19 protein-coding genes are annotated in these 18024 nt (G+C 35.4%); 3 read left to right on the top strand and 16 right to left on the bottom strand.

The features are described 5' to 3' along the window. Nucleotides 1-38: 38 nt before the first annotated feature. From CES88_RS11350 to CES88_RS11290, 13 genes are all read right to left on the bottom strand, one after another. Nucleotides 39-1538: a hypothetical protein gene (locus tag CES88_RS11350; RefSeq protein ID WP_290734418.1), complete on the bottom strand. Its 1500-nt coding sequence runs from the start codon at nt 1536-1538 to the stop codon at nt 39-41. Further along, nucleotides 1539-3620 (bottom strand): flagellar biosynthesis protein FlhA, encoded by a 2082-nt coding sequence (gene flhA / locus CES88_RS11345; RefSeq protein WP_290734416.1) that lies wholly within the window; start codon nt 3618-3620, stop codon nt 1539-1541. Between the two features lie 12 nt (nt 3621-3632). After that, on the bottom strand, nt 3633-4715 hold the full coding sequence (flhB, locus tag CES88_RS11340) for a flagellar biosynthesis protein FlhB (protein WP_290734414.1): 1083 nt from the start codon (nt 4713-4715) through the stop codon (nt 3633-3635). Between the two features lie 8 nt (nt 4716-4723). Continuing rightward, on the bottom strand, nt 4724-5503 hold the full coding sequence (locus CES88_RS11335) for a flagellar biosynthetic protein FliR (RefSeq protein WP_290734412.1): 780 nt from the start codon (nt 5501-5503) through the stop codon (nt 4724-4726). Further along, entirely contained in the window at nt 5500-5775 is a 276-nt protein-coding gene (gene fliQ / locus CES88_RS11330; RefSeq protein ID WP_290734411.1) for a flagellar biosynthesis protein FliQ, read from the bottom strand. Before fliQ ends, CES88_RS11335 begins: the two co-directional genes overlap by 4 nt. A 13-nt stretch (nt 5776-5788) precedes the next feature. Continuing rightward, a complete protein-coding gene (gene fliP, locus CES88_RS11325; RefSeq protein WP_290734409.1) occupies nt 5789-6529 on the bottom strand; it encodes a flagellar type III secretion system pore protein FliP in 741 nt (246 codons plus the stop codon). Between the two features lie 31 nt (nt 6530-6560). Continuing rightward, nucleotides 6561-7670, bottom strand: a complete 1110-nt coding sequence (locus tag CES88_RS11320) for a flagellar biosynthetic protein FliO (RefSeq protein ID WP_290734408.1) — start codon at nt 7668-7670, stop codon at nt 6561-6563. Nucleotides 7671-7687: 17 nt separating this feature from the next. Beyond that, nucleotides 7688-8071: a flagellar motor switch protein FliN gene (gene fliN / locus CES88_RS11315; RefSeq protein WP_290734406.1), complete on the bottom strand. Its 384-nt coding sequence runs from the start codon at nt 8069-8071 to the stop codon at nt 7688-7690. After that, entirely contained in the window at nt 8071-9105 is a 1035-nt protein-coding gene (gene fliM, locus CES88_RS11310) for a flagellar motor switch protein FliM (protein ID WP_290734404.1), read from the bottom strand. The genes fliN and fliM overlap by 1 nt, the downstream gene beginning before the upstream one ends. Before the next feature lie 59 nt (nt 9106-9164). Further along, complete coding sequence (locus CES88_RS11305) at nt 9165-9704, bottom strand: flagellar basal body-associated FliL family protein (RefSeq protein WP_290734402.1); 540 nt, start codon at nt 9702-9704, stop codon at nt 9165-9167. 237 nt (nt 9705-9941) lie between these two features. Continuing rightward, nucleotides 9942-10382 carry a hypothetical protein gene (locus CES88_RS11300; RefSeq protein WP_290734400.1) on the bottom strand — a complete coding sequence of 147 codons (441 nt, stop codon included), beginning with the start codon at nt 10380-10382 and terminating at the stop codon, nt 9942-9944. Nucleotides 10383-10501: 119 nt separating this feature from the next. Next, nucleotides 10502-11293, bottom strand: a complete 792-nt coding sequence (locus CES88_RS11295) for a thioredoxin domain-containing protein (RefSeq protein ID WP_290734398.1) — start codon at nt 11291-11293, stop codon at nt 10502-10504. Nucleotides 11294-11363: 70 nt separating this feature from the next. Next, complete coding sequence (locus CES88_RS11290) at nt 11364-12326, bottom strand: hypothetical protein (protein WP_290734397.1); 963 nt, start codon at nt 12324-12326, stop codon at nt 11364-11366. A gap of 164 nt (nt 12327-12490) precedes the next feature. Here CES88_RS11290 and CES88_RS11285 point away from each other — a divergent pair, with 164 nt between their 5' ends. Beyond that, nucleotides 12491-13117 carry a hypothetical protein gene (locus CES88_RS11285; protein WP_290734395.1) on the top strand — a complete coding sequence of 209 codons (627 nt, stop codon included), beginning with the start codon at nt 12491-12493 and terminating at the stop codon, nt 13115-13117. Nucleotides 13118-13164: 47 nt separating this feature from the next. Here the strand turns inward: CES88_RS11285 and CES88_RS11280 are convergent, their stop codons facing one another. Further along, on the bottom strand, nt 13165-14367 hold the full coding sequence (locus CES88_RS11280) for a SpoIID/LytB domain-containing protein (protein WP_290734393.1): 1203 nt from the start codon (nt 14365-14367) through the stop codon (nt 13165-13167). A gap of 66 nt (nt 14368-14433) precedes the next feature. After that, the gene (locus tag CES88_RS11275; RefSeq protein ID WP_290734391.1) at nt 14434-15282 is read right to left on the bottom strand and encodes a hypothetical protein; all 849 of its coding nucleotides are present in this window, start codon (nt 15280-15282) and stop codon (nt 14434-14436) included. Nucleotides 15283-15427: 145 nt separating this feature from the next. Here CES88_RS11275 and CES88_RS11270 point away from each other — a divergent pair, with 145 nt between their 5' ends. Continuing rightward, nucleotides 15428-15640: a hypothetical protein gene (locus CES88_RS11270; RefSeq protein WP_014243245.1), complete on the top strand. Its 213-nt coding sequence runs from the start codon at nt 15428-15430 to the stop codon at nt 15638-15640. Between the two features lie 6 nt (nt 15641-15646). On the opposite strand, the gene uvrC is transcribed toward CES88_RS11270, so the two are convergent. Beyond that, the gene (uvrC, locus tag CES88_RS11265) at nt 15647-17542 is read right to left on the bottom strand and encodes an excinuclease ABC subunit UvrC (protein WP_290734386.1); all 1896 of its coding nucleotides are present in this window, start codon (nt 17540-17542) and stop codon (nt 15647-15649) included. Between the two features lie 62 nt (nt 17543-17604). On the opposite strand from uvrC, the gene CES88_RS11260 reads away from it, so the two are divergent. Then, nucleotides 17605-18024 (top strand): hypothetical protein, encoded by a 420-nt coding sequence (locus CES88_RS11260; protein WP_290734384.1) that lies wholly within the window; start codon nt 17605-17607, stop codon nt 18022-18024.

The raw sequence follows: 18024 nt of genomic DNA, 5'->3' as shown, positions 1-18024 counted from the left end.
TTAACTTTGACAAATCCTATGTCGAAGTTAGTTTCTTCCTAGAACTGAAAAATACCTGCTAATAATCTCTCTGCTGTCGCTGCTTCTAAATCGTCAGGAACCACTTCACCTGTTCCATAAAACTTTAAAGGAAGGTCAGTATTTTCCTCAGAAATGTTAAATAGCGCTCCAAAGTTTAAACATAGGTCTAAATTTGAAATAACAATCCCGTTTGCAAGACCTTTATATCTAGAAACGACTTTTCTATTATAGATTTCAGAATGAATTGCGGAAAGAGAGATCAATACTTCCACCTTGCCAAATGATCTTCTTAATCCATCGATAAACTTCTTCGTTTCATTGATATCATCAGAGTTATTCTTATAATCAATAAACGCGCACTTACCTTCTTCAATAGTCTTTCTACATAGTGAAACTGTCTCTGCAACATTTGTTGTTTCTGAAACGTTTAAACCAAATAGTTTTCTACTAAATTCTTTCCCTTCGCTATGGGCACCATTCAAACTACTCTTAACAATAGTCGAATCAGGTTTTAAAGCGCCGATCTTATAGGCCATTGAGGTTTGCCCTGTAGAAGTTTCAGAAAGAACTACTGTGACAACACCTTCTTCAGAACTAGAAGATGAGAAAAGAGGCATTTCAGTATTCACACATTCAAGCATTTCTCTAAGGGCAAATTCAAAGACTACTTCTGAGTCTTCAAGCTCATCACGACTCATTTCAAAAATAGCCTTCTTAACAAGATTATGAATATATTTCTCAGAAATATCTAAGCTTCTAAGAGTTGCCCTTAATTCATAAATACCATTTGGCTCTTTCTTATCTAGTCTTTCAACATTCTTTGTAAGTTCAAATAATTTCTTCTCAAGATCATCAATTTTCTTTCTCTGCTCAACAACAACGCTATCGTCATAGTTAACTTCACTACGATTCTCCACTCTCTCTCTTCTTTCCTGACTACGTGGTACGTCGTATTCAGCTTGAGATGCGATGTGAATTTCATTCGCAAAGTTTTCGTCTTCCATTACTTCATCTTCTTCAGTGTCATTGAAGAAGCTATCCATGTTGACCTTTGTAGAGTGAACTATATTATTTGTTACAGCTTTAACTTTATGAACAGCGTCTGAAAGGAAATCGTCTAAGTCAGAGTTCTTTGCCACTTGATTCTCATTTGTATTTACGGCCTTATTTAGACCCAGTTTTCCATAACCTCCAGATCCACTTGGACTGGCGACAGTAGATCTTGAATTATGACTAGATTTCTCTTCATAATCATCAATCATATTAGAAACATAACTTGAATTATTCGAATAGAACTGACTCTTTTGCCCATCATTTAAGACATGATCAACCTTCGCCTTCTTAGAATAATTCTTCTCACTGATTGCAGCAGTAATTTCAATTTTCTTTTTCTTGAAAGCACCCTTAAGGCCCTTGTTCGTAATTGTCTTTAGAATTATCGCATCTGGACCTAGCTCCAACTTAATGTTTTTTAATGCCTCATCTAAAGAATCTGCTTCAAATTTTCTTACATACATCTACAACCTCACCGTACCAAGTGATCTAATATTAGCTTCCGAACTCAACTCATTGTGACTGATCACAACAAGGTTCGGAATGAATTTCTCTGTTAATTTTTTAAAATGATTTCTAATTACAGGGCTACACAAGATAACCATCTTCTCCCCCATACTTGTTGCTTCCTCAATTTTCTCATTAAGACTAGCAAGAATATGCTGGGTAATTTTTGGATCTAAACTTAGCTGCTGCCCTTGCTCTGTTTGAATTATATTATTCGCTATATTCTCTTCGATATTTCTATCGAGCGTAAAGAGAGGAACATCACCTTGATCACCTCTAATTGACTCTGTAATCGTTCTATAAAGTGACTGCCTAGAAAATTCCGTCAAAGAGTCTGAGTCCTTAACTGTAGTTCCATATTCTGCAAGTGTTTCGAGAATCGTTCTAAGATCTCTTACCGAAACCCCTTCTCTTAAAAGATTTTGCATTACTTTTAAAACTGTACCAAGAGGTAGAATTTCAGGAATTAGATCTGAAACAATTTTTGGATATTGCTCTTTAAAATTATCAACAACTCTTACAAGCTCTTGTCTTCCAAATAATTCATGTAAATTAGTTTTTAGAACTTCTGTAATATGTGTGGCCATAACTGTTGATAAATCTACAACTGTATAACCATTGTATTGAGCATCGTCTTTTTGATCTTCAGATATCCAAACAGCTGGTAGTCCAAAAACTGGTTCAACAGTTTCAACCCCATCAATTTTTTCAATAACTGAACCTGGATCCATGGCCAAAAAGTGATCAGACATTAAGTCCCCACTTGCCACTTCAATTCCTTTGACCTTAATGCTGTACCCTCCTGGCTTCAACTCTAAGTTGTCTTTAATTCTAACAGAAGGAATGATTACGCCCCAGTCTAAAGCGAATTGTTTTCTAATATGTGTAATTCTTTCAAGGAGATCACCGTTTTGCTCGGCATCTACAAGACTAACAAGTCCATAACCTACCTCTAGCTCTACAAGTTCTAGATTTAATAGATCTTCAAGGCTATCTGGTGTTGCTTTCTTCTCTTCACTACTTGCCTGAGCTGCCGCAACAATTTTTTCTTCAGCATTTCCTTTCTCCATTCTCCAACCAACAAAGGCAAGAAGAGAGCCAATCATCATAAAAGGAGCTTTTGGAAGTCCAGGTATTACTGCAAAGATAAATAAGGTCCCACTTGCTATATATAAGGCCTTTGGGTGTACTTTAAATTGATTAGTAATCTGTGACCCTAATGAGTCTTCTGAGGTGTTTCTCGTGATTATAATACCAGCGGCAGTTGAAATTATTAGTGCTGGAATTTGAGAGATAAGACCATCTCCTACAGTTAAAAGAGTAAATACTTGAGCCGCATCTCCAGCACTTAGATCGTACTGCATTACACCGATAGCGATACCCGCTAGAACGTTGATAAATGTAATTAAGATACCTGCAATAGCATCCCCTCTTACGAACTTCGAAGCACCATCCATAGAACCGTAGAAGTCAGCTTCTTCAGCAACTTCTTGTCTACGTTTCTTCGCCATAGTGTCGTCAATAAGACCTGCATTTAAGTCTGCATCAATGGCCATTTGCTTACCAGGCATTGCATCTAAAGTGAACCTAGCACCAACTTCAGCAACTCGACCGGCACCTTTAGTAATAACCATAAAGTTAATAATAACTAAAATGATAAAAACAATTATACCAACAACGTAATTACCACCTACAACGAACTCTCCAAAGGCACGAATAATCTCACCCGCAGCGCTAACTCCATCAGTTCCACCACGAATTAAAATATTCTTCGTAGAGGCAACGTTTAGAGAAAGCCTAAAAAGAGTTGAAACAAGAAGAACAGAAGGGAAAGTTGAAAAGTCTAAAGCTTTCTTAGAGTAAACTGCTATCAATAAAATAATGACTGATCCAGAAAGAGTCAGAGCAAAGAGTAAGTCCAATAAGAATGGAGGAACAGGTATGATCATTACACTTAAGATGAGCAATAAACCTACAGCAACCACAAGATCAGAGTTCTTACTTAGTGCTTTAAATTTGTCGATGAAACTTCCTTCCATGGATTTTTCCTATTAGCTTAACGCTTTCTTTTGTCTTTTTAATTTATAAGTAAATGCTAAAACTTCAGCAACTGCTTTATAAAGGTTTCGAGGCACTCCTTGCCCTTCCTTAACAGTTTTATATAAACCTCTTGCTAGAGGCACATTTTCTACAATTGGGATATCGTGACCTTTTGCAATTTCTCTAATTTTAAGGGCCAACACATCGGCTCCCTTAGCAATAACCTCAGGCGAAACCATCGTTTCTGGATCATATTTAAGAGCTATTGAAATGTGAGTCGGGTTCGTCACAATGACATCTGCCTTTGGAACTTCACTCATCACTCTTCTTTGTGACATCTCTCTTTGAACAGCTCTAATTCTTTGCTTAATCTCAGGATTACCGTCTTGTTGCTTGTGCTCTTGCTTAGCTTCTTCTTTTGTCATCATCAATTTCTTCTTATAAGAGAATTTCTGATAAGCAAAATCACCGATTGCAATAACTACGAGTCCAAGGACAATTGCAAACCCAAGTTTAATTAAAAATCCCTTTCCATACAGAAAAGACTGAAAAAAATCTAAATGAAAGAAGCCACCAAATGTATGCATTTCATCTTTAAGGAAATAATAAACAATTCCTAAAACAAAAATGAATTTCAAAACACCTTTTATTGCCTCTACTAAAGACTTCATTGAAAAGAGTTTCTTCACTCCTTGTAGAGGGTTAATTCTATCTGGCTTCCACTCCAAGACTTCAGGTGAGAAAAGAAGTCCTACTTGAGCTACATTTGCAGTAACTCCAATAGCAAGAGTAACTAAAAATATAGGTGCTACACTCTTAAGAGAAACAGTTATGAGCTTATGAACGATTGTATTCATAGACTTCTCTGTATAAGCTGAGGCAACATCAAGTCTATATAACCATTCTATAAATTCAGATAGAACTTCATACATATAGACCATAGAAAGTCCCAGCGTCATCAAAGATGCAGCAAGAACTAACACACTCGTTAATTCTTTTGACGAAGCAACCTCTCCACGCTTTCTGAATTCTTCAATTCTATGCGCGGAAGGGTCTTCCGTTTTTTCTGCGTCGCTGTCGTTTTCGTCGGCCATCAACTATCCTATATTATAAATTGAAACCAATCTCCTAAGTTCTCTGTGTACATTTTAATTGCTACACGGAAAAACTCTTGAGAGGTTGCAACAAAGACTAAAAGTCCTAACCCTATATTTACGGCGAAACTCACCATAATAACATTCATCTGAGGAACTGTTCTCGCAATGATTCCAAGAATTGTCATAATCAACATATTCGTAAAGATCATTGGAGATGAAAGCATTAAGGCAGAAAGAAACATATTCTTAAATAACCTTAAGTAAAACTCTGGGCTCGCTGCAAACTTCCCCATATCAAGAGCTGTGATCGAGAAAAATGAAGAATACAAACCTTTAAACATTGGAAGCAAAGCTCCAGAAGATAAAATAATAATAAGAACTGTCCATTTAATTAATTGCTCAAAAGGACCAATCTGTTGTGAACTTGTTGGATCGAAATAACTAACAGCTCCAAAACCAACTTGTTGAGTAATCAAAGCTCCTGCCGCAGTATAGATACTCATAATAATTTTCACAAAGAATCCTACAAGTAACCCTACAACTGTATTAAAAATTGTTAGATACCAAAACCCATCAACTCCATAGTGAACAACATCTTTTAGAATTTCCGCTTCTAAGAACGGAAAGAAAGCATAAGTAATAACCAATGTTGCTAAAATCTTAACGATATTTGGAACTGCTCCATTATCGAAAATAGGAAGTTGAAAACTTACAGCAATAAATCTGGTAAAACATAACCAAAATGCAATTACTGAATGAATATCAACAACCTGAATATTTATCATCTACCAGCTACCACCTGAGGAATACTAATAATTAATTCCTTAGTAAAAGTTGTAAGCGTATCCGACATCCATGGAGCAAAAATAACTAATGCACCAACAATAACCAAAATCTTTGGAATAAAAGAAAGTGTCTGCTCATTGATTTGAGTTACTGCTTGAAAGATTGATACGAGAATACCCATAACGAGTGCTCCGACCAACATAGGAGCAGAAATCATCAAAGCGATTTTGACTGCTTGGTTTGTTATATCTGATATTCCATCAAAACCCATTTTCTACCTCTTCTTAATGAAACGATCTCAGTATTGAGCCCGTTACTAACTGCCAACCATCAACTAACACAAAGAGTAATAACTTAAATGGTAGTGATACAACCACAGGAGGTAACATCATCATCCCCATCGCCATTAATACTGATGCGACAACCATATCTAGAATTAGAAATGGAATATATAAGAGAAAGCCTATTTGAAAAGCTGTCTTTAACTCCGAAATAATAAATGCAGGAATAAGAAAGTGAATTGGAACATCTGCAATTGTGTTAGGAGCTTTTCTTCCTGTTACATCATAAAAGAGACCAATATCTGCCTTTCTCACTTGCTTAGTCATAAATCCGCGAAGAGAGAATTCAATTCTATCAAGAGCAACTGTTGTAGTGATTCTCTTTTCAACATAAGGTGTAATAGCATTCTTATAAATTTGCTCACCAGTTGGTTGCATAACAAAGATTGATAAGAAAAGTGCAAAACCAATTAGAACTTGATTAGGTGGCATACTTTGAGTTCCGATGGCCTGCCTCATAAAACTTAGTACGACAATAATTCTTGTAAAACATGTACATAGAATTAGAATCGCCGGTGCCATCGTTAAAACTGTAAACAGAACTAAAACTTGGATTGTATCTACTAAGTTTGTTCCGTTACCAAAGTTTATTGCCATTCCAGGAAGATTAACCCCTGATGATTGAGCAAATGCTTCTGTATTAAGAAGCATAAATCCGAGGATAAGTTTAATAATATTTTTCATCTTTAAAAGGGCTTCCAACTTCTTCCCAACCTTATTGTAATGGTTTAAGTGTTTTTACTTTTTCTTTAATTTTCTGAGATAATTTAACACTATCTTTCACTACATCAGTATTCAGCTCTACATTTTGGTCTGCAGTTTTTTCAATATCTTCTTTTAAGTTAAATGATTTTTCTATTAAGTTTGCAGATCCTAAATCTGAGTCAAAGTTGTTTCCCGAAAGAGATTTTTCACCATCTTTAATTAATCCTGAAATATCGTTTACTTCTGACAAGAACTCCATCCCCTTTTCAGTATTAGCAACTAAGAAAACTTGCTTATGGGCCTTCACTAGCATCAAGCTTCTTTTTGGACCAACATATGTTGTATTGATGACTTCTATTACCTTAGTGCTATTTAAGAATCCTAATTTTCCTTTCTTTAGAACACCCTTTTTCATTAAGGCCACTACTCCGTAGAAGAGAAGAAGTACTACACCTAGAAAAGCAACAAATTTGCCAATGTAGCCAGTGAGTGAAAACGAAGACTTACCCTCATTTAAAGAGTCTTTTTCGATACCAGACAGGGCCACATTGACCTTGTCAGTTGCAATTACTGGAGCCGCTTTAGCTACTTCAGAAAGTTTATTTATAGGTGCTTTAGATTGCTCTTTTTCCTTTATAAGCTTATCTAAATAACTTTCATCATATTGTTCAATATTCTGCTTTGCCTTAGCGACAGAGGTCTTCTTAAATGCAGGAGCTGCACTCATAACTCTTGGGAACTGAAGATTGATATTATCACCACTAATAGTAATACTTACTCTGTCTTCGAGACCTTTAATAGAGTAAGGAAGCATTGCTCTTACCCTAGCAACTTCTTTATTGAACTGATAGGCCATAATAGTTGAGTCTAAGTTCTTATTCAGAGTTATTTTCTTCTCAATCTTTGGCCATACAACAGCATCTTTAAGCGCTACTTGAATCATACTATCTTTGATCGTAAGCTCTGGAGCCGATTCAAGATTCCCTTCAATTTGAATTGAAATCTCTCCTGTTGAGTTATTAATAGCAGAGTACTTTAAGCTCTTTACTTTAATATTCTCTCCAGCCTGTAGCGAACTCACAGAAAAGAGTATAGTTAAAATTGTTAAGATCTTCTTCATACCTAGCTCCATTACCATTACTTAAGTGTTTCGATTCTTTCTATCGGACTGATAATATCTGTTAATCTAATACCAAATTTCTCATTAACAACTACAACCTCGCCTTTAGCAACTAGCTTGCCATTAACGAGAATCTCAAGAGGCTCTCCAGCAAGTTTATCTAGTTCTAACACTGAACCTTGACCAAGTTGTAGAAGATCTTTAATCATGACCTCAGTACGTCCTAGCTCGACTGTAACCTTCAGTGGGATATCTAAAATAAAGTCAAGGTTTTGCACCTTCAACTTATTTAGCGCATCATCTCCCGCTTTAATTTCATCAGATAGGTTACTTACTCTAGCCGTGTTAATGTCTTCAACATTACCCATTGGGTTAGATTGGTTTTCTAAATCATTAGACATTATTGCTCCTCCGTAGTGGACATTTCTCTTCTTATTGTTTTATCAACTTTTGTAATTTGAACAGCTCGATTTCCCTTATGTGTTCCAATAAGGCATTTCATTTTCTCAACACCTTCGACCTCAATAGTAACTTCTCCAGAAGCTTCTTGATTTAAAGGAACGATATCTCCCTTTTCAAGTGTTACGAGATCTCCAACAGTGATGCTAGTTTCCCCAAGCTTCACAACCATTGTTGCATGAGCTTGTTTGATATGTTCATTCATTGCCTGAGTCCAGATACTATCGGCCATATCATTATCAGTTTGAAAACTTGAGCTTAACTTTTGCTTAATTGGTTCAATTGTAGAGTAAGGAACAACGATCATAATTGTTCCAGAAGCTGATTCAAATTCAACTTCTAAAGTCGTTGCGATAATAACATCTGATGGAGGAACAACTCCTACGAATTGAGGATTAATTTCTGTTCTTAAATACTGAGCATCAATTCTATGAACAGGTGCCCATGCTTCTTCAAGATCGTTAATCGCCATATCCATAACTTTCTTCATGAAAGAAAGTTCGATCATAGTAAATTCTTTTCCTTCTATTTTTGTGAATGGTCTATCCGTCCCACCAAAATATGAATCAATAATTGCGTAAGCAAGTTTTGATTCAAATACTAGAAGAGCAGGACCTCTTAATTCATTGAATCTCATAATACACATGCAACTTGGAATCGGTAGTGTATTAACAAATTCACCAAACTTAAGAAGGTCAGTAGAAATCATAGAGATTGTAGAAATTTTTCTAAGTGAATTAGAAAGACTTACTCGAAAAGATCTAATAAATCTTTCATAAATAATTTCAAGGATAGGCATTCGCCCACGAATAACACGGTCTTGATTGGTTAGATCGTAGGCCTGGATATTATCATCGGTTTCATCTCCACCGTCGAAATCACCAGAGTCTCCACCACCCATCAGATCATCTGAATCACCATCATTTACTGCATTTAATAACGCGTCGACTTCGTCTTGACTTAGGACCTGGGCCATTCTCCCCTCCTGGGATCATTTTACAAGTTGTTAAATGGCAAAATCATTTTGCCGAAAAACTAGTTAATTTGAAAACTGACGTAAAAAACGTCTATAACTTTTCCGTCTACTAAGAAACTATTAATAGCGGCTTTAACTTCTTCTTTTAAATAGCTCTTCCCTTCTACTTTTAGAAGGTCTTCAGCTCTTTTAGAATTTAAAATACTAATTATCGTATCTCTAATTTGTGGCTTTCTAGCCTTAAACTCTTCTTCACTAGAGTCTTTATTAAATTTTAAAACAGCATTTAATCTTACAAATCTTCTTGGCCCATCACCTTGAGCAAGGTTAGCTGTAAAATTATCGAGTGGAAATAAAACTCCATCTTGCTCTCTAGCTTCACCTGTCTCACTACTCTCATCAAGACTAGCACTCTTCATATCGCTCTTAACTACGTCCATCACTGACTCTGTAGCCGCTAGCTTTTGATGTGATAAGTATTGAAAATATGCAATTGAACCCATCAAAACTAATTGAAGAATCATTACTATTGTAAGAAGAGGATTTTTTCCACTGCCTGAGTTGGCGGGTTTGCCTAAGTTAGCATCTCCGTCTGCCATTTCATTACCTTCCTGGTTTTATAATCGGATGTTTTTCTTCTAAGAAGAAATACTTTCCGCTCTGTCAAAAATTATACATTTTTAAAGGCCAAGCATCAAGGCTGCATTACATTTATAGGAAATTCTTTCCCATTTTTTTTATAACTAGCTGATCGCTGGAAGAGGTAGTGTCAAAATAATGCCACTTTTCGAGTTAAAGTATTTCACTCAGGCATTATTTTCCTACTTTAATTTAATTTAATGAAGGTTTTGATGCCAGAAATAGAGCTCTTCCTCTAAGGCAATTCTGAAAGCTTCTAGAACTCTCTCTATTAAAGACTCATCATCATCTAGGGAAATCGATTCCCAAAAAATACGAAGAACTGTTGGTGAAAAATTTCGATGAAAAGTCAGAAGATCAGGAAAGGATTCATCTAATGCTAATAGCGAATAGAATTTTTCTAAATTATTTTCTAACCGAAAAAATGAATCTAATGCCACTTTTGGAGAATCTTCATCTAATATTAATTTTAACTCAAAGATATAGGAACGAAAAAACTCATCAGACTCTAAAACCCCCCCTTTTTTTACATCATTCACAAGGGTTTCAATGCGTTTAGAGTCTTCATAATCAAGAGAGTTCAAGCTAGACTTGAGAACTTTTGGACGATTAAATTTACTATAAGTATTCTCTTCCATGAATTTAGTTTAATTCAAATTCAAAAAATAAACAAATTAGACAAACTTAAATTTACCTTTAAATTTACGAAATAAAAAAGGCCCCAATCAGGGGCCCTTAAAAGTATTTAATTTACTAATTATAAATCAACTTTCCCTTTCTCTTTCAACTTTGCAATAATCTTTTCAAAGTGATCGATTGGGTAAGCTCCTCTAACAGGGATACCATTTAATAGGAAACCTGGAGTACCTTGAAAACCAAACTTCGCGGCTTCTTTAATATCCTCTTCAACTCTTGCAATAACGGCTTTAGATTTTACATCTTTTGCTAATCTTCCCATGTCCGCACCAACTTGCTTCGCCATTTTCTTTAAGAAAGAATCACCAAGAGATAATTTTCTCTGATTATCAAAGATAGCATCATGAAATTTAAATGCTTTCTCAGCACTTTGAAGTCTAATTGCTTCGTAATAGTGCGCAGCTGGAAGAGCTTCTTTATGGAAACTTAATGGTAAATGCTTATAGACAAATCTAATTTTACCATCATACTTCTGTAATAATTCCTTAACAGTATTAAATCCTCTTACACAAAATGGACATTGAAAGTCAGAGTATTCTACAAGCGTTAATGGAGCATCTTTTGATCCTCTAAATGACTCATCTTTTCTAATCTCAGCCTGAAGAGGCTTATCAAATGCTTCTTCAAATTTCTTTGCTTCTTCTTGTTCTCTTCTCTTACCCATTTCAGATTGAGCAGATTTAGCAGCCTTTTGAACTGCTTCCATAAAATCCGCCGGATTTTCTTCAATTATTTCAAATAATGCTTTTGGATTTTTCTTAAGAGCCTCTACAACCTGCTTGTCAGACACACAGCTTGAAAGACCTACTACCGTCACTAGCAGTAAGCTAGTTTTAATTAATTTCTTCAACATTCCTCTTCCTTTGTTATTTATAGTCGAATTGATTATTCTATTCAGTTATTCTATTCTCGTCGTTATTATACTAATCCTGAATGCTATTTTTGTCAGCTTTATGTAAAGACTTTTGCATTTCAGCTAAATATTTATTTAATTTTCTGCATTGTGGCCTTAAATACGAATAGCCAATAAGGTGAACACGTGAATCATAGCGCCCCTTTATGAACGATCTCATTGTTGCAAAAACCCCAAATGCCGGAGTTGATACCTTTCGATACAAATTCATCGCCATCAGCATATAGGCAAAAACTTGCACAATTAAAGTTCCAATAATGATACTACTCAAAACTGAACTTTGATAAAGAAGGAAGTATTGTATTTCATATTTATTAGGGAGAATATCAAAGGCCATTTGCACAACCTGCTCATGAACCCCACTAATTACTTCATAGAAGAGAAGCCCTGAAACAATTGAAGTCGCTAAAATTAAAAATGAAAACTGTAAGAAGAAGCCTGTTTCGAAAACGGGCTTATGTATTCTAGTAAACTTCTGTGGAACCTCTATAGGCTTTAACACACCATTTTGATCGGCAATATAAACAGTATTAAAAAACCACTCACTAAATCTTGTTAATAGTTTTAAATCACTAAAAAAGTCAGGGTCATAGGAAGAAGTTCTATCTTCTAGAAAATTCTCACAGTAATCTCCAATAACACGAAACGGTCTTAGCAGTAATTCTGAAATATAGATACCAAAGAGTAGTGTACAAGAGACAAGCCCTATAAATACAACTGAGAACTCTAATACTTTAGACACAATGAAGTCATAGAAGACTTCGTTAAACTGTTCAAAGTTTGCATAACCATTTGATTTGAAAAAAACTAAGTCCATTGAAAGAAATATCCAAAGAAATATAATGAGGACACAACTAGTAAAGACTGGAATAGAGGCTATTTTTAACCCATTAGTAAGACGAAATCTTACCTCTTCATCATCCCTTAGGGCCTTATAATTAAATGCATTTTTTAAAATAGCTAAAAAATTCAAAATGATCTCTCTTTATAGATGTACTGTAAGTTTACCAAATTACAGAATATTCATTAAGAAAAATTGTAATAGGTTTATTTTTCCTAAAGTAATTTGATCCAATACCCGAAATGTATAGAGAAAAGTCTAATCGCTTGGGTCTTAAGGCCTTCGAGGAGAAACAAATGAAGACGCATTCATTAAAAAAGGTATTTATTTTCACTCTAGCTGCGACTCTGTTTTGGTCATGTGGTGACGATAAAAAGAAAAATACGGTCAGCTCTACTTCCACGGGAGTAACTTTGCCGACTCAGGGTACAGCACAAATAGGTGCAGGTAACTACTCTGGTCTCCTAAGTCAGATCCAATGTAGATCTGGACAAAGACTACAGAATGTCTATAGCTTTAGCTCGAGTAGCTTTTCTGGAAATTCACAGACAACAATTCAAGGGACATTCAATCAAGGTGGAATCGGCGGAACTCAAGTTGCTAGAGAGTATGTAGGTGTTGGCTACTACGGTGATGTGATGATTGTTCAAAAAGTAACAAATGGTTCTCAAGTTATAGGATACAATGTTCTATTATCTATGTGTTCGATGAGTTCAAATAATGGAGCTCCTTATATTAGTGATACAAGACAACTTACGAATTTTGCAGGTAAGATTGTTTTAGATGATGAAGTAAGCTGTGGGCACGGAATGGTTGATTCTTCTCAGACTTCAATGCAGTCACAAGTTGATCCTAACTACCCTTACCTCCCAGTATTCCAAGTAGACACTTGGTTTACAAAAGTTGGGTGTATTTCATTCTAATTACCTAAAAAATTTAAATAGCAAAAAGGCTTCGAAAGAAGCCTTTTTTAATATGCTTTTTCTAATCTATGACCCGGAAAGTAATGGGCGAGAATTTTACGATAACCCCAGCCTTTCTTCGCTAGATCTAGAGCCCCAAGCTGACACATCCCTACACCATGCCCTAATCCACTTCCACTTACTAAAAAGGCCTTTTTAGGACTACTCCAATTCATTTCAAAATTATTCGATGGAAATAGTACCCTTCCAAAATATCTTCTAAAGAGAGGCTTCTTGATTACGATATGTAAGTCGCCCCAGTAAAGTCGCATATGGTTCTTATCTTTATCATCTTTTAGAATTTTGATTTTCTTATGACCTGTAATTTTATTTGAAACTTTAATTAACTTCTTCTTTTGTAGCCATTTTATAAAAGAGACAAAGCGCTCATACGTTACCTCTTTTTCCCAGTCCTTAAGTCCATGACCATGACAGTAATCTCCTTTAGGATTTGCATCGTAGCCGCTAACAGCATTACTCCATACCTGGTCTGGCCTCAGTATTTTTCCTCCACACTTTGCGTGAAAAAATATTGGAGTCAACTTACCGCTGGGAGTGATAAGAACCTCTCCCATCGTCTCAGAAGTTGCAAGGTCAGTATTCCTAGTAATGTCAAAAAATGTCCCCGAGACTTGATGTTTTTCAGAACTCTCAAGATCGTAATGTGCTACTCGCCCAAGGTTTTTTGAAACATGATCTGTTTCCATTTTGTGAAGAGCGTAGGATCTCGCGGCAACAGCTTGCGCTTTAAGTGCTTCAATGGGCCACGCACTATTCATTTCTTTTGCCAATAACCCACTAATATAGTCTTCTAATTTTGTTTCTTGAACAACATCACAACTATCGTTACCAACAGAACTTACGATATCAACTGTTCCCATATATTTCTTGTCGCCAACAGTTACAAGTCCAGTCATTGAGTTAAGTGAAGCAAGAAGAGTTGGGCCACGATCTTTAAATCTTTCGTTCTTTCCAAAGAGATTGCAGTTGAACTTTATCTTCTTTCGGCCTGAAAAAGACTTCTTCTGATTTCCAATATGAAATGTTCTATTTAAATCTGTTCCAGAAATGATGACATTTTTAAGTGACTTACTAACACGAACTCTAATAGTTGGTTCAGGGCTTCCTGCGATTAATACAGGAGTTATCTCTCCAAATGAATAGAAAGATACAAGAGATAAAATAATTAAAAAGAAGCATTTCCTATGCAAGTAAACTCCATCCTGAGTTATCACTTCATTATTGTATGCTTATTTTAAAAAGGTCTCAATGTAATATTATAATTTACCTAAGTATTTCATGACTTTTTGAAGATCCATCCATGCTGTTCTCTTCATTGAAGGATTAATTTCTAATAAATCAGGATGAAAAATTGGAAAGAGTGTAAATTTAACATCACTTCCATCACTTTCAATCGCTCTTTCAATTTCGCTTCCATGGATCTTAGATAGCTTCTCTTTTCTTCCGTACAGAAAGTTTGTAGAAACTGCTCCCAAAGAGATAACCACTTGTGGTTTAAAAAGCGAAATTTCGCAGAGAAGGTTTTGAAAAATTTCGCCCTCATCTTTTCCAACAAGAGAAGTTCGAACAAACTCTCCCTCCACTAACTTCATTGGAATTATCATCTTTCCTAGGAGCTCAGAAGTATCATGATTAGTTTTAAAGTGCTTATCTTCTAAACTAATTTCAGAGAGAGTTCTCTCTCCTACAATTAAAGTTGTGACCTCTTTAAAATCATCAAATTTAAAATCTGTATAAGTTCTTTCAATCATTTCTTTATATGTATTCACATCTTGAGTTAATTTAAGCTGACTTCCAGAAAGAGAGGTTCGAACATCCTTAATAATATTCCCAAACTTTGATTGAACAGCGCCACTCTCTTCAACTTTCTTGGCCAAAGAATCTAACACTTCCTTCTTCATTGGTGATGCTTCTGCACTAGGTCTCTCTATAGCACGAGGAGACGATTCGACCTTTTGAGAGACTTTGCTAGAGACTTCAGGCTCTTCAAATCTAGATGTATACCAGCTCGTTTGATCAAAAATAGCTCCTGAGTAGAACTTTGCAATGCCCTCTCCATTATCTATCTTGCTGATTTTACTTCTAATTTCTTGGTATTTACTCATTTCGCTCAATTAATCTCATCTAATTTTAAGGGCTTACTAGGTAAATTGGTCCCTAAATTGAAATAAACATATCACAAATTAAGCCAAGTCCAAAATATCCCGAAAAATATATTAGTACATTTAATACCTGCAAGGAGATGACTAAATGTCACAAGAACTAGACTTCCGCTTTGAAAAATTTGAAGAGTATTATGGTGATATAGATCAAGTAAAGAAACACATGGATAACTGCAATATATGTAATGCAAAATTAGTTCAAACTCATTTATCAGATTTTAAAAATCTAATCGTGCAAGAAACGGCGAGATGTCCAGAGTGCGGGCAAGGCAACAAGAAGATGATTCATATTATAAATTAGCATCCATTAATACAGGGCCAGCGTTTTTACGATGGCCTTTGCAATTTTCTTTGAAACAACAAAGTATTCTTGAATTTCTACTTCACTCATTAATTTCAATTCTTTTATAGATAAATCCAAATTAGATAGAATCTTTTTCTTAGCGACAGGACCTACTCCTTCCACATGATCTACCCAACTTGTAATCAGCTTCTTTCTTTCTTCTTTATGATGAAGACGTCTAGAGAACCTGTGGGCCTCATCTCTCATTTGAACAATAATTCGAAATAAAGATTTACACTTTGCCAGCAAGTACGGGTTTGATCTTCCTGGAATAATTAAGCGCTCTTCACTTCTCACAACTTCTTTTGATTTGAAATTAGATTTCTTATCTACTTTAGATTTTGCAATTCCAACAACAGGTATAGAGATATCATGATCTTTGAGGGCCTCTAAGAAAATATTGACCTGTCCTATTCCACCATCGACAATAAAGACATCAGGAAGTGAGCCTTTTTTTACTCTTCTATTAATAACTTCACTCATCATCGCAAAGTCATTATTCCCTTCAGGTCTTTCTTCTAGATGATAATGTCTATAAGACTTCTTATCTGCTCGCCCATCATTGAAAACAATTTGAGAGGCAGTGGGAGACTTTCCTTGAAAGATAGCTACGTCATAACACTCAAGAGTAACGGGTCTTTCTTTTAATCCTAAGAGTTCTTTAAGTTTATTAAGACCGACATAGGTACTTTCTTCATTTAAAATTCTTACTCTTTGGTGTTCAAAGGCATGGTCTTTAGTTAGCTTCATTAAAGACTCAAATTTCTTCCCCGGAGCTGAACATTTAATATCAAGTTCATGAACTTGTTTAAATGCAATATGTAGAGTTTCATTTAAGCTCTTAGGAAAGCTTGTAATCACTCGATCAGGAAGCTTATCAAAAGTTGTGGTGTAGTATTGAAAGATGTATTGAGCGACTTCATCGTCAAAATCATCACTACAGTCTATGGAAGGAAAGTGAAAACTCTTATGACCAAGAAGTACTCCCTCTCTCATCATATAGAGAGAAATATCTACTTCTATATCTCCGACATGATAAGCAAGAATATCTACGTTTCTAACCGTATGAGAGACTTCGGCATTATTTTGTTTTGAGAAGTTTAAAAATTCATTTAAAACAGAAATATGATCCCTAAGAATTGCGGCCCTTTCGAAATGTTCACCTTCAGCAAATTGAAACATTCGTCTTTCTAATTCCTTCAATCCTTTTGTTCCTGCTCCTCTAAAAAAACTAAGGGCAAGATCTAGGTCTTTCTTATATTCTTCATTAGAAATATAGTTCACACAAGGTGCTGAACATTGCTTCATTTGATAGAGTAAGCAAGGCTCCTTTCTTGAATTAAAGTCTTTAAGAGTACAGTCTCTAAGATTAAATGACTTTGTGAGAATTCGAATAACCTCAGAAATATTACTACCTACGACAAAGGGACCAAAGACTTCTACGTTTTTCTGTTTCTTCGGTCTTCTCTCATACATAATTCTTGGAAACTCTTCATTTGAGTTCACACAAACGTAGGGGTAAGATTTATCGTCTTTTAAACGAATATTATATTTTGGAGAAAATTTCTTAATTAAGTTATTTTCTAGAACAAATGCTTCTGCATCTGAATCAGTCATAATGAAATCAAAATCATTTATATGAGAGACTAATATCTCCGTTTTGGGAGACTTTGATGAGTTATTGAAATAGCTTGAGACTCTATTTCTCAAGTTTTTTGCTTTACCTACATATAAAACAGTCTCTTCGCCCGCTCTAATTCTCTTCATTAGATAGCAACCGGCTTTATTAGGTAGTGTTTTAGCTTTTTCTAGTAGATTATTGTGCATATTTGCATTGCGTTCCGTCTTTACTTTGTTCAAAGATCTTTATATCCTATTATACTAACAATTCATTATAACAAATCCAAAACAAAGGTATCAGAATGTCTGATTTAAACGTAGGAAAAGAAGTTCTTTCCTATTGCTCTAAGTGTAAGCTTACTTTAGCACATACAATCGTTGCGATGAAAGACGCACAGACAATTCATAGAGTTGAATGTAGAACGTGTAAGAATACACATGCTTACAAAGATCCTTCAGCAGTAAAAATGAAGGCGGCAACGAGAAAGAAAACTACTAGAAAGACATCTAAAACAACAACTTCTGTTGCTGATCTTTGGATGGAGGCAATAAACTCTGCTACTGCAAAGTCTCAACCTTACTCTATTCGTGGACAATTTGCTCAAGGCGATATTATTGACCACGTAAAATTTGGTCCAGGTGTTGTTGATAAGACAATTGATCAAGACAAGATAGAAGTTATCTTCCGTCATCAAATTAAAACGCTTATCCACAATAAATAG

It is taken from the genome of Halobacteriovorax sp. JY17 (genome assembly GCF_002753895.1).
In the GTDB taxonomy this organism is placed as follows: Bacteria; Bdellovibrionota; Bacteriovoracia; order Bacteriovoracales; family Bacteriovoracaceae; genus Halobacteriovorax.
Note: the sequence above shows the minus strand (reverse complement) of the source record. Positions and strands in the feature narration are given on the sequence as shown.

Excerpts from the sequence above, each read along its gene's own strand:
- CES88_RS11350 (WP_290734418.1), bottom strand. The coding sequence starts at position 1,538 with ATGTATGTAAGAAAATTTGAAGCAGATTCTTTAGATGAGGCATTAAAA.
- flhA (WP_290734416.1), bottom strand. The coding sequence starts at position 3,620 with ATGGAAGGAAGTTTCATCGACAAATTTAAAGCACTAAGTAAGAACTCT.
- flhB (WP_290734414.1), bottom strand. The coding sequence starts at position 4,715 with ATGGCCGACGAAAACGACAGCGACGCAGAAAAAACGGAAGACCCTTCC.
- CES88_RS11335 (WP_290734412.1), bottom strand. The coding sequence starts at position 5,503 with ATGATAAATATTCAGGTTGTTGATATTCATTCAGTAATTGCATTTTGG.
- fliQ (WP_290734411.1), bottom strand. The coding sequence starts at position 5,775 with ATGGGTTTTGATGGAATATCAGATATAACAAACCAAGCAGTCAAAATC.
- fliP (WP_290734409.1), bottom strand. The coding sequence starts at position 6,529 with ATGAAAAATATTATTAAACTTATCCTCGGATTTATGCTTCTTAATACA.
- CES88_RS11320 (WP_290734408.1), bottom strand. The coding sequence starts at position 7,670 with ATGAAGAAGATCTTAACAATTTTAACTATACTCTTTTCTGTGAGTTCG.
- fliN (WP_290734406.1), bottom strand. The coding sequence starts at position 8,071 with ATGTCTAATGATTTAGAAAACCAATCTAACCCAATGGGTAATGTTGAA.
- fliM (WP_290734404.1), bottom strand. The coding sequence starts at position 9,105 with ATGGCCCAGGTCCTAAGTCAAGACGAAGTCGACGCGTTATTAAATGCA.
- CES88_RS11305 (WP_290734402.1), bottom strand. The coding sequence starts at position 9,704 with ATGGCAGACGGAGATGCTAACTTAGGCAAACCCGCCAACTCAGGCAGT.
- CES88_RS11300 (WP_290734400.1), bottom strand. The coding sequence starts at position 10,382 with ATGGAAGAGAATACTTATAGTAAATTTAATCGTCCAAAAGTTCTCAAG.
- CES88_RS11295 (WP_290734398.1), bottom strand. The coding sequence starts at position 11,293 with ATGTTGAAGAAATTAATTAAAACTAGCTTACTGCTAGTGACGGTAGTA.
- CES88_RS11285 (WP_290734395.1), top strand. The coding sequence starts at position 12,491 with ATGAAGACGCATTCATTAAAAAAGGTATTTATTTTCACTCTAGCTGCG.
- CES88_RS11275 (WP_290734391.1), bottom strand. The coding sequence starts at position 15,282 with ATGAGTAAATACCAAGAAATTAGAAGTAAAATCAGCAAGATAGATAAT.
- CES88_RS11270 (WP_014243245.1), top strand. The coding sequence starts at position 15,428 with ATGTCACAAGAACTAGACTTCCGCTTTGAAAAATTTGAAGAGTATTAT.
- CES88_RS11260 (WP_290734384.1), top strand. The coding sequence starts at position 17,605 with ATGTCTGATTTAAACGTAGGAAAAGAAGTTCTTTCCTATTGCTCTAAG.